Source organism: Modestobacter sp. URMC 112 (assembly GCF_053502575.1).
This window is the reverse complement of the sequence record NZ_CP199957.1, coordinates 4,545,909-4,557,342: the sequence shown is the minus strand read 5'-3', so window position 1 is coordinate 4,557,342 and position 11,434 is coordinate 4,545,909. Positions and strand designations below refer to the sequence as shown.

9 protein-coding genes are annotated in these 11,434 nt (G+C 73.9%); 4 read left to right on the top strand and 5 right to left on the bottom strand.

Annotated elements, in window-relative coordinates:
* Positions 1 to 92: 92 nt before the first annotated feature.
* The 3 genes from ACWIX6_RS21690 to leuA all read right to left on the bottom strand — a co-directional run bounded on the left by ACWIX6_RS21690 (position 93) and on the right by leuA (position 3,332).
* Positions 93 to 983, bottom strand: coding sequence for a VOC family protein (locus ACWIX6_RS21690; RefSeq protein ID WP_448614516.1), 891 nt, complete (start codon positions 981 to 983; stop codon positions 93 to 95).
* Positions 980 to 1,510, bottom strand: coding sequence for an RNA polymerase sigma factor (locus tag ACWIX6_RS21685; protein WP_448614515.1), 531 nt, complete (start codon positions 1,508 to 1,510; stop codon positions 980 to 982). Before ACWIX6_RS21685 ends, ACWIX6_RS21690 begins: the two co-directional genes overlap by 4 nt.
* Positions 1,511 to 1,598: 88 nt before the next feature.
* Positions 1,599 to 3,332, bottom strand: a complete 1,734-nt coding sequence (gene leuA, locus ACWIX6_RS21680; RefSeq protein WP_448614514.1) for a 2-isopropylmalate synthase — start codon at positions 3,330 to 3,332, stop codon at positions 1,599 to 1,601.
* Positions 3,333 to 3,742: 410 nt separating this feature from the next.
* On the opposite strand from leuA, the gene fdhA reads away from it, so the two are divergent.
* Positions 3,743 to 4,957 carry a formaldehyde dehydrogenase, glutathione-independent gene (gene fdhA / locus ACWIX6_RS21675; RefSeq protein WP_448614513.1) on the top strand — a complete coding sequence of 405 codons (1,215 nt, stop codon included), beginning with the start codon at positions 3,743 to 3,745 and terminating at the stop codon, positions 4,955 to 4,957.
* Between the two features lie 83 nt (positions 4,958 to 5,040).
* On the opposite strand, the gene ACWIX6_RS21670 is transcribed toward fdhA, so the two are convergent.
* Positions 5,041 to 6,636, bottom strand: a complete 1,596-nt coding sequence (locus tag ACWIX6_RS21670; protein WP_448614512.1) for a phospholipase D family protein — start codon at positions 6,634 to 6,636, stop codon at positions 5,041 to 5,043.
* 74 nt (positions 6,637 to 6,710) lie between these two features.
* On the opposite strand from ACWIX6_RS21670, the gene ACWIX6_RS21665 reads away from it, so the two are divergent.
* The 3 genes from ACWIX6_RS21665 to ACWIX6_RS21655 all read left to right on the top strand — a co-directional run bounded on the left by ACWIX6_RS21665 (position 6,711) and on the right by ACWIX6_RS21655 (position 9,601).
* Positions 6,711 to 7,976, top strand: coding sequence for an aspartate kinase (locus ACWIX6_RS21665; RefSeq protein WP_448614511.1), 1,266 nt, complete (start codon positions 6,711 to 6,713; stop codon positions 7,974 to 7,976).
* Positions 7,973 to 9,022 (top strand): aspartate-semialdehyde dehydrogenase, encoded by a 1,050-nt coding sequence (locus ACWIX6_RS21660; protein WP_448614510.1) that lies wholly within the window; start codon positions 7,973 to 7,975, stop codon positions 9,020 to 9,022. Before ACWIX6_RS21665 ends, ACWIX6_RS21660 begins: the two co-directional genes overlap by 4 nt.
* 84 nt (positions 9,023 to 9,106) lie before the next feature.
* Positions 9,107 to 9,601, top strand: coding sequence for a hypothetical protein (locus ACWIX6_RS21655; RefSeq protein ID WP_448614509.1), 495 nt, complete (start codon positions 9,107 to 9,109; stop codon positions 9,599 to 9,601).
* A 31-nt stretch (positions 9,602 to 9,632) separates the two neighbouring features.
* On the opposite strand, the gene ACWIX6_RS21650 is transcribed toward ACWIX6_RS21655, so the two are convergent.
* Complete coding sequence (locus ACWIX6_RS21650; RefSeq protein ID WP_448614508.1) at positions 9,633 to 11,432, bottom strand: prolyl oligopeptidase family serine peptidase; 1,800 nt, start codon at positions 11,430 to 11,432, stop codon at positions 9,633 to 9,635.
* Positions 11,433 to 11,434: the final 2 nt, after the last annotated feature.

The window sequence follows — 11,434 nt, the reverse complement described above, 5'->3', positions numbered from 1 at the left end:
CGCTCAGAGGCTCACCGCGAGCTCGCGAGTGGTGAGGAGAGCGGGGTCCTTCTCGAGCAGGACGGGGCTCTTCTCGAGGAAGGGGTCCTCCTTCAGGACAGCTCGCCCAGCCAGAACGGGAGCCCCTGGTCGTCCCGGCACAGGGCGGACCGCCCGTAGGGCTGCCGCTCGACCTCGCCCGCCTCCCCGCCGGCGGCGCGGACCGCGGCGACGGCGGCGTCGACGTCCGCGACGGCGTACATCGGCACGGTGCCCGGCTCGGTCGCGCCGCCGCCGATGCCGACCATCGGGGTCGGCCCCTCGACCTGCCAGCCGTCGGGAACCCGCCCGGGCACGGCCGACCAGCCGAGGACGGCGCCGTAGAACTCCAGCGCCCGGCGGCCGTCGGGCACGTTGAGGGTCAGGTAGACGGCGTCCCCCGGCCGCAGTGGCGGGCGCGGCTCCGCCGGGGGCGCCGTGGCGGCCTGCAGCATCCAGCGGTGGCCGTACGGGTCGACCACGACGCCGGTGCGGCCGTAGGGGGCGTCGGCCGGTGGCCGCTCCACGGTGGCACCGCGCTCGGCGGACCGGGTGACGGCGCCGTCGACGTCGGGCACGGTCAGGTGCAGCGAGACCGCGACCCGGCCCGGCTCGGGCGCCGCCAGCCCCAGCTCCGGGTACTCGTCGGCCAGGTACAGCTGGGCGCCGCCGACGTCCAGCTCGGCGTGGCCGATCCGGTCGTCGTCCATCACGTACGGGTCGCCGACCAGCCGGGCGCCGAGCGCGTCGGTGTACCAGTCGATCGCCGCGCGGGCGTCGCGGACCACGAGGTAGGGGGTGAGCGGGGACATCGCAGGGCCTCCGGTGGGGTCGGGGTGGGTCGGGCGGGCTCGGAGGAGTTCGCGCTGCAGACGGGCCCGCAGCCGGGCGGCGAACACGGGGTCGGGCTCGACCGGGCCGTCGGAGCCGGCCAGCACGCGGAACGGGCGGTCGACGTCGCTCATCGCGGATCCCCCGACTGCTGCTCGGTGGACTCGTAGGCGGACCGGAAGGCGCGGCGGGCCCTGACCAGCAGCGCCTCGGTGGCGTGCAGCGTGCGACCGAGCGCCTCGGCGACCTGCGGCACCGTCAGGTCGTCCAAGTAGCGCAGCACCAGCGCGGCGCGGTGCGCCGGGCCGAGTCGGCCGAGCACCTCGTGGGCCCGCAGCGCGTCGAGCTGGGCGTCCCAGGGGTCCTCGACGTCGGCACGACCGCCCTCGAGCAGCCGCAGGCCGCGGTCCTCCCGTTCCAGACGCCGCCAGTGGTCGACCAGCTTGTGCCGGGCGGTGCCGATCAGCCAGCCCACCGAGATCGCCGCGTCGCCGGCGCGGACCGCGGCCAGGAAGGTCTCCGCGGTCAGGTCCTCGGCGAGAGCCCGCTGGCCACAGCGGGCCAGCAGGTAGCCGAACACCTCTGGCAGGGCGCGGTCGTAGAGCGACAGCAGCCCGGGGTCGGGCGGTGGTCCCACCGCACGCGATCCCGGGCTGCCCATGTCCCTCCGTCGTCCGGGCGCCGTGTCCTCCGACGGCCTCGCCGCAGGATCCCGCCCGAGCTCGACGAGGGGCGGAGGGGTCCTCCTCCTACCGCTGGGCCCGGTTCACCGCCGACACGACCGCGCGCAGCGACGCGGTGACGATGTTGGCGTCGATCCCGACGCCCCACAGGACCCGGTCGCCGACGGCGCACTCGACGTAGGCCGCCGCCCGGGCGTCGCCGCCGGCCGACATGGCGTGCTCGGCGTAGTCGAGCACCCGGACGTCGACGTCCATGCTGTGCAGCGCGTCGACGAAGGCCGCGATAGGCCCGTTGCCGCGCCCGCGGACGGTCATCGGCACGCCGTCGTCGACGAGCCGGGCGGTGAGCTCGTCGGTACCCGCGCCGGACGCGGTGTGCTCGTGCCCGGACAGGGCGAACCGGCCCCAGGGGGCGTCGGCGTCGGGCAGGTACTCGCTGGAGAAGGCCGCCCACATCTGCTCGGCGGTCACCTCGCCGCCCTCGTCCTCGGTGTGCCGCTGGACCACGGCGCTGAACTCGATCTGCAGCCGCCGGGGGAGGTCCAGGTGGTTCTCGGTCTTCATGATGTAGGCGACGCCGCCCTTGCCGGACTGGCTGTTCACCCGGATCACGGCCTCGTAGCTGCGGCCGACGTCCTTGGGGTCGATCGGCAGGTAGGGGACCGCCCACGGCATCTCGTCGACGGTCTTCCCCGCGGCCGCCGCGTCGGAGGCCATCACGGCGAAGCCCTTGTTGATGGCGTCCTGGTGCGAGCCGGAGAACGCCGTGTAGACCAGGTCGCCGCCGTAGGGGTGCCGCTCGTGCACGCCCAGCTGGTTGCAGTGCTCGACGGTGCGCCGGACGTCGTCGATGTCGGAGAAGTCGATCTGCGGGTCGATGCCCTGGCTGAACAGGTTCAGGCCCAGGGTGACCAGGTCGACGTTGCCGGTGCGCTCGCCGTTGCCGAACAGGCAGCCCTCGATCCGGTCAGCGCCGGCGCGGTACCCGAGCTCGGCGGCGGCCACCGCGGTGCCGCGGTCGTTGTGCGGGTGCAGGGAGAGGACGACGGCGTCCCGGCGGCCCAGGTTGCGGTGCATCCACTCGATCTGGTCGGCGTAGACGGTGGGCTCGGCCATCTCCACGGTCGCCGGCAGGTTGAGGATCGTCGGCCGGTCGGGCGTGGGCTCCCAGACGTCGGTGACGGCGTTGCAGACCTCGACGGCGTAGTCCAGCTCGGTGCCGGTGAAGGACTCGGGGGAGTACTGGAAGCGGATCTCGGTACCGCTCATCTGCTCGGCCAGCTTGCGCACCAGCTGGGCCCCGTGGACGGCGATGTCGGTGATCCCGGCCCGGTCGGAGCCGAACACCACCCGCCGCTGCAGCGTGGACGTCGAGTTGTACAGGTGGACGATCGCCTGCCGCGCGCCGCGCAGCGACTCGTAGGTGCGCTCGATCAGCTCGTCGCGGGCCTGGGTCAGCACCTGGACGGTGACGTCGTCGGGGATCAGGTCGTCCTCGACGAGCTGGCGGACGAAGTCGAAGTCGGTCTGGCTGGCCGCGGGGAAGCCGACCTCGATCTCCTTGTAGCCCATCCGGACGAGCAGCTCGAACATCCGCCGCTTGCGGTCCGGGGTCATCGGGTCGATGAGCGCCTGGTTGCCGTCGCGCAGGTCGACGGCGCACCAGCGGGGAGCCCGGGTGGTCACCGTGTCGGGCCAGGTGCGGTCGCGCAGGTCGACGGGGGGGAACGGCGCGTACCTGCCGATCGGCATCGGCGACGGGCGCTGGGGGTTGCGGGCGTGCGGGTGGTTCTCGCTCATGGGGGGCTCCTCGGGCGCGTGCGGCTGGCGCGGGTGCGCAGCGGCGGGATGCGGCCAGCGGGCGCGGGGCACGCGCGGACTCCGCGACGAGGGAGCCGACCTAGGAGAGGGCCTCGCCGCGGCGGGTAAGCAGGAGGCTGCCGCGCACGGGGTCACGGTAGCAGCGGCGCGGCCCCGGGCGCACCGGCACACCGTGCCACCGCACCTCGGGGCGACCAGCCCGAGGTGAGCGCCGTGGAGCCGTCGTCCCGGGTGCCGTGGGACCACCCCCGGCCGGCGTCGTGAGGACGCCGGAGCAGCCGTTGCGCCTCCGCCCGTGAGGCACCATGGTGTGGTGCACGTCACGACGAGGTAACGGCACGTGCCTCGGCAGGCGGACCGCAGGACCGCTCATCGAGAGGAGCCAAGCAATGGCAGGCAACAAGGGCGTCGCCTACGTCGGCCCCGGCAAGGTCGAGGTCCAGGACATCCCCTACCCCAAGCTGGAGCTGCAGGACGGCCCCGGGGTGAACCCGGCGAACATCGGCCGCAAGACCGAGCACGGCGTCATCCTCAAGGTGGTCACCAGCAACATCTGCGGGAGCGACCAGCACATGGTCCGCGGCCGCACCACGGCCCCGGAGAACCTCGTCCTCGGCCACGAGATCACCGGCGAGGTGATCGAGGTGGGCCGCGACGTGGAGTTCATCAAGCAGGGCGACCTGTGCTCGGTGCCGTTCAACATCGCCTGCGGCCGGTGCCGCAACTGCAAGGAGGGCAAGACCGGGATCTGCCTGAACGTGAACCCGGCCCGTCCCGGTGCCGCCTACGGCTACGTGGACATGGGCGGCTGGGTCGGCGGCCAGGCGGAGTACGTGATGGTCCCCTACGCCGACTGGAACCTGCTCAAGTTCCCGGACCGGGACCAGGCGCTGGAGAAGATCCGCGACCTGACGATGCTCTCGGACATCTTCCCGACCGGGTTCCACGGCTGCGTCACCGCCGGCGTCAAGCCGGGAGCGACGGTGTACATCGCCGGTGCCGGTCCGGTCGGCATCGCGGCCGCGGTGGGCGCCCAGCTGCTCGGGGCTGCCGTGGTCATCGTGGCGGACCTGGTGGAGTCGCGGCTGGCCCAGGCCCGGAGCTTCGGCTGCGAGACCGTGGACATCTCCAAGGGCGACCCGAAGGACCAGATCGAGCAGATCCTGGGCGTCCCCGAGGTCGACTGCGGTGTCGACGCGGTCGGCTTCGAGGCGCGCGGGCACGGGGAGGGTGCGAGCAAGGAGGCGCCGGCCACGGTGCTCAACTCGCTGATGGAGATCACCGCGGCCGGTGGGGCAGTGGGCATCCCCGGCCTCTACGTCACCGGCGACCCGGGCGGCATCGACGAGGCCGCCAAGGTCGGCTCGCTGTCGCTGAGCCTGGGCACGGGCTGGGCGAAGTCGCTGAGCTTCACCACCGGGCAGTGCCCGGTGATGAAGTACAACCGCGGCCTGATGATGGCGATCCTGCACGACAAGGTGCAGATCGCGAAGGCGGTCAACGCCACGGTGATCCCGCTGGAGCAGGCGCCGCAGGGCTACGCCGACTTCGACAGCGGCGCGGCGAAGAAGTACGTGATCGACCCGCACGGCATGGTCGCCTGACGACAGCCCCGGGAGCATCGCAGCGAGGAACGACCGTCCCGGGCGGCGGGCCCCCTGTGGGGTCCGCCGCCCGGCCCGCCCGCTCAGAAGCTGTGGGTCCGCCGGAGCCGCAGCGGGCGGCCGTCGGGGTCGTTGACCAGCCGGTACAGCGGTGTCGCCCAGAGCCGGGTCAGCCAGGACAGCTTCTCGGGCCGGTGGGGGCGCAGCCGGCCGGGCGGCCGGGGGCCCTGCCGGCCTCCGTCGTGCCACTCCTGCAGGGCGTCGGCCGACCGGTCCATCGCCGCGACGAAGTCCTCCGGGTCGAGCAGGTCGCCGTCCTCGCCGCCGCCGTCGACGTCCCGGCCCAGGTGCTCGCGGGCCAGCCGCAGGCGGAGGTCCCGGGCGAAGACCCGGGCACCGAACCCGGTCCCGGCCGGGTCGCGCGGGTCCCGCTCGTCGCGGGTGGTGTCCAGCACCGCGCTGGACAGCTCGCTGTCATGGGTCCAGGAGCGCCGGTTGAAGTTGTCGCTGCCGACGCTGGCCCAGACGTCGTCGACGACGCACACCTTCGCGTGCACGTAGATCGGCGTCCCCTCGTCGTTCTCCAGGTCGTAGACGTGCACCCGGTCCGGGCCGGCCGCCTGGCACGTCTGCAGCGCCTGGTGCCGGCCGACGTACTGCGGCCGCTGGGCCACCGCGCTGTCCTGGTCGGGCACCCGGGGGACGACCACCACCAGGTGCAGGCCGGGGTGGGCGCGCAGCGCCTCGGCGAACAGGTGAGCGACGTCGGAGGACCACAGGTACTGGTCCTCCAGGTACACCAGCCGGCGGGCCTGGTTGATGGCCTTGGTGTAGCCGCGGGCCACCGAGCGCTCACCGTGCGGGGCGAACGGGTAGGCCGGCTTGATCGCCGGATAGGTGCGCAGCGTCTGCACCAGGTGCGGACCGCACTCGGGGGGCGGCGGGGGCTGCTCGGGCAGCGGGACCGCGTTCATCCGCGAGCTCGACAGCTTGTCGTGCACCCAGGCCAGCGGGTGGTCGGTGTCCGGGCCGTGCGGGTCCGCCCAGCGCTGGCGGAACACCGTGTCCAGCACGCCGACCACCGGCCCCTGGAGCTGGAGCTGGACGTCGTGCCACGGCGGCGTGGGGCCGTAGGCATCGGCCATCGACTGCGGCTGCGGGTCGCCCAGGTGCTCGGCGTCGTCCCGCCGGGAGTGGCACAGGTCGATGCCGCCGGCGAAGGCGACGTCCCGGGACGGCTCGGCGGGGTGCCGCAGGACGACGATCTTCTGGTGGTGGCTGCCCAGCCGGCGCACCCGCTGGTCGAGCACCACCACCCCGCCGCCCTCCTCGACAGCGGCGTCCAGCGCGGCGTTCTCCTCCTTGCTGAAGCTGAGCCCGTCCCAGTGCGAGCGCCAGACCAGACCGCTCACGCACACGCCCCGGCGGGCGGCCGCGGCGAAGAGCTCACCGACCGTCGGGCCGTCCTCGCGCATCCGCTCGTCCGGGTCGCCGCGCCAGTCGGTGAACAGCAGGTGGTCGCCGTCGCCCATCGCCTCCACCGCGGTGACCAGCCGGTCGAAGTAGGTCACGCCGTCGACGAGCGGCTCGGCGCGGTTGCCCGCGGTGCACGCCGGGAGGCCCGCCGCCGGGTTGCCGCGCTCGTCGGCGGTGAGCAGCCAGTGCCCGGCGTCGTCCATCCGATGATCACAACCCGCGGTGAACCGGCCCCGCAACCCCCGGCTGCGCGCCGCCGTCGGTAGCCTGTGACACCGTGGCCCTGGTCGTGCAGAAGTACGGCGGTTCCTCCGTCGCCGATCCCGAGCGCGTCAAGCGAGTCGCGGAACGCATCGTGGAGGCGAAGAAGAACGGCGACGACGTCGTCGTGGTGGTCTCCGCGATGGGTGACACCACCGACGAGCTCCTCGACCAGGCCAGCCAGATCACCGCCGACCCGCCCGGCCGCGAGCTGGACATGCTGCTGACCGCCGGCGAGCGGATCTCCATGGCGCTGCTGGCCATCGCGATCTCCACGCACGGGTACGAGGCGCGGTCGTTCACCGGCTCCCAGGCCGGCGTCATCACCACGTCCAGCCACGGCCGGGCGCGGATCATCGACGTCACCCCCGGCCGGCTCCGGCAGGCGCTCGACGAGGGCTCGATCGTCATCGTCGCCGGCTTCCAGGGCGTCAGCCAGGACACCAAGGACATCACCACGCTGGGCCGCGGCGGGTCGGACACCACCGCCGTGGCCGTCGCCGCGGCCCTGCAGGCCGACGTCTGCGAGATCTACACCGACGTGGACGGCGTCTTCACCGCCGACCCGCGGATCGTCCCCAACGCCAAGCGCCTGGAGACGATCACCTACGAGGAGATGCTCGAACTGGCCGCCTCGGGGGCCAAGGTGCTGATGCTGCGCTGCGTCGAGTACGCCCGCCGCTACGGCATCCCGGTGCACGTCCGCAGCTCCTACTCACAGCTCCCGGGCACGATCGTGGCCGGCTCCATGGAGGACCTCAGCGTGGAACAGGCCATCATCACCGGCGTCGCGCACGACCGCAGCGAGGGCAAGATTACCGTGTTCGGGGTGCCCGACCGTCCCGGCGAGGCGGCGCAGCTGTTCCGCGTCCTCGCCGACGCCGAGGTCAACATCGACATGATCGTGCAGAACGTCTCGGCCGACGCCAGCAAGCTCGCCGACATCTCCTTCACCCTGCCGGTGAGCGACGGGCCGACCGCGCTCGCGGCGCTGGAGCAGGTCAAGCACACCGTGGGCTTCACCGACGTCAGCTTCGACCAGCACATCGGCAAGGTGTCCCTGGTCGGCGCCGGGATGCGCTCGCACCCCGGCGTGTCGGCGCGGTTCTTCGGGGCGCTGGCCGACGCGGGGGTCAACCTGGAACTGATCAGCACCTCGGAGATCCGCATCTCCGTGGTGTGCCGGGACACCGACCTGGACGTCGCCGTCCGCGCGGTGCACGACGCCTTCGACCTCGGCTCCGACGTCGAGGCCGTGGTCTACGGAGGGACCGGACGATGAGCACGACCGAGGGACTCCGCGTCGGCATCGTCGGCGCCACCGGACAGGTGGGGGCCGTGGTCCGCGAGATCCTCGCGGAGCGGCGCTTCCCGATCAGCGAGCTGCGGTTCTTCGCCTCCGCCCGCTCCGCCGGCAGCACCCTGCCCTGGGGCGACGGCGAGATCACCGTCGAGGACGCCGCCACCGCGGACCCGGCCGGCCTGGACATCGCGATCTTCTCCGCCGGCGGGTCGACCTCCACGGCGCAGGCGCCGCGGTTCGCCGCCGCCGGGGTGACCGTCATCGACAACAGCTCGGCCTGGCGGCGGGACCCCGACGTGCCGCTGGTGGTCAGCGAGGTGAACCCGCAGGCGTTGGGCGAGGTCCGCAAGGGCATCATCGCCAACCCGAACTGCACCACCATGGCCGCGATGCCGGTGCTGGCGCCGCTGCACGCCGAGGCGCAGCTGACCCGGATCGTGGCCAGCACCTACCAGGCCGTCTCGGGCAGCGGGCTGGCCGGCGTCGACGAGCTCGACGGCCAGGTCAAGGCCGTGGTCGACAAGGCGGCGGCGCTGACCCACGACGGGTCGGCGGTCAGCTTCCCCGAGCCGGTGAAGTACGTCCGCCCGATCGCCTACAACGTGCTGCCGCTGGCCGGCTCGATCGTGGACGACGGCACGTTCGAGACCGACGAGGAGCAGAAGCTCCGCAACGAGAGCCGCAAGATCCTCGGCATCCCGGACCTGCTGGTGTCCGGCACCTGCGTCCGGGTCCCGGTCTTCACCGGCCACTCGCTGTCGCTGAACGTCGAGTTCGCCCGCCCGCTGTCGGTCGACCGGGCCACCGAGCTGCTGGCCTCGGCGCCGGGGGTGGAGCTGTCCGACGTCCCCAACCCGCTGCAGGCGGCCGGCCGCGACCCCAGCTACGTCGGGCGGATCCGCCAGGACCCCGGGGTCCCCGACGGCCGCGGGCTGGCGCTGTTCGTCAGCAACGACAACCTGCGCAAGGGCGCGGCCCTGAACACCGTGCAGATCGCCGAGCTGGTCCTCGCCGCTCGCCGTTGACCGTCGTCGCCCGGCTGCCCGCCGGGCCGGCCGGTGTCGCCGCACGACGGTGATCGACCCGGGTCCACGGCGCAGGATGGCGTGGTGACGTCCGACGAGCTGCCTCCCGAACTCCAGGCCGCGCTCGACCAGGCCCGCGAACGCCCCTGGCCGGGGCCGGACCTCTACACGCTGCGCGCGTGGGTGGAACTCGACTCGGCGCTGGACAGCGGCGTCCCGCTGGACGCCGCCCACGCCGTGCTGACCGACGGCGCCGAGCGCGCCTTTGGTCCGCGGCTGCACGAGTGGGTCACCGGGGCGCTGGCCGCCGAACAGCGGGACCCGGAGGACCTCGCCGTCCTGCTGGCCGACGACGCGCTGGCCGAGCGGGTGCTGCAGCACGTCCGGGACCGGATGCGGGACGACGACCGGGCGCCGGACCCGCCCAGCGAGGAGCTCGGCTGGTACGCCTACGCGCCCGGCGACCCCGCCGGCGCCCGGGAGCGCTTCCGGCGCGCCGTCCGGTCGCGGAGGCGGACCGCCCGGGACGCGCTGCTCGCACCCCGCCGGCGCCGGGTCGCCGGTCCGCGCGACCGCTGAGCGGGCTCCCGGTGCCGGGAGCCCGCCGGGGTCAGGGCCGGACGTGCCGCAGGGCGAAGGAGAGGGCGACCTCGACCTGGCGGATGGTCTCCTCGACCACCAGCGAGCCGTGGCCGGCGTCGAAGCGGTACACCTCGTGCGGCTTGTCCCGCTCCACGAGGGCGGCGAGGTAGTTGTCGATCTGCCGGATGGGGCACCGCGGGTCGTTGGCCCCGGCGACGACGAGCACCGGCGCGGCGACGGCGTCGACGTAGGTGATCGGCGAGGAGCGCACGTACACGTCCCGCACCTCGTCCGGTGAGCCGCCGAACAGCGCCCGGTCGTAGGCCCGCAGGCCCTCCATCTCGTCCTCGTACGCGGCCAGGTAGTCCGCCACCGGGACCTCGGCGATGCCGGCCGCCCAGCGCTCCGGCTGGGTGCCCAGCCCGAGCAGCGTGAGGAACCCGCCCCACGACCCGCCGGAGATGATCGCCCGCCGGGGGTCGACCACGCCCTCGGCCACCAGCGCGTCCTGGACGGCGGCGACGTCCTCCAGCTCGGTGAGCCCGGGCCGGCCGGTGAGCGCGTCGCGCCACTCGCTGCCGTAGCCGCTGGAACCCCGGTAGTTCACGTGCACCACGGCGTACCCGGCGTCGACGTAGGCCGCCCGCCGGGCGCGGTAGGAGTCGTCGTCCTGCGCCTCCGGGCCGCCGTGCACCAGGAACGCCGTCGCGTGCGGCCCGGGCCCGGCCGGCCGGACCAGCAGCGCGTGGACGTCGCCACCCGGGCCGGGGACCCAGCGGTCCTCCAGCGGGTACGCCGCGGGCGGCTCCTCGCCAGGGGCGGCCAGCACCACCGGACCGTCGGCGCGGCGGATGACCGGCGGCCGCTCCGAGGACGACCAGGCCAGCTCCACGGAGCCGTCGGGACGGGCGGTCGCGCCGCGGACGACGCCGCGCGGGGTGTCCAGCGCCTCCAGCGTGCCGGTGACCAGGTCGTACCGGTACAGCTCGCTGCGGGCCGCGGTGTCGTGCCCGACCAGCAGGGCGGTGCCGTCGGGGTACCAGCCGGCGGTCACGTCCCCGGGCAGGTCGAGCACTAGCTCGGTCTCGGTGCCGCGGACGACGTCCCAGATCAGCAGCTCCTCGCGGCCGCGGCGCTCGTGCCCGACCAGCAGCCGGGCGTCGCCGTCCCGGGGGGCGAAGGCGAGCGCGTGCAGGCCGCGTCCCTCGCCGTCCCACTTGTCGGCGACCAGCGACAGGTCGTCCGTGCGCAGCACCCGGAGCGCGGGGTACCGCGGGTCGCCGTGCTCGGAGTGGGAGTAGACGAGGAGCGTGTCGTCGTGGGTCAGCGCCTCGACCGACGCGGTGTCCTGGGTGCGGTGGAACACCGACGGGGCGCCGTCGGAGGGGGCGATCCACAGCTCGCTGCCGTCGTCGGTGGACCGGCCCGCCAGCACGACCGTCCGGCCGATCTCCAGCCCGGCGGGGTAGGCCGGCCCCACCTCGGGGAGCGCCGGGGAGTCCGGGCCGCCGGTGAACGGCTGGCGCTGCCACACGCCGAACTCGTCGCCGTCGGTGTCGGCGAACCACCAGATGCTCTCCCCGTCCGGGCTGAGCGTGGCGATCGAGGTGCCGTTGGGCCGGTCGGTGACCTGGCGGTGGGTGTCGGTGTCCCGGTCCCAGGCGTACTGCTCGACCACGCCGCTGACGTCGGAGGCGTACAGGCACCGGCTCGGCGCCTCCTCCGCCCACTCCGGCAGGCTCACCCGGGGAGCGCGGAACCGCGCCTGCCAGCGGGCTGTGACCTCGGGTGGGAGGGCGGTCTCGGTCGGGGTCGTGTCGGCGCTCACCG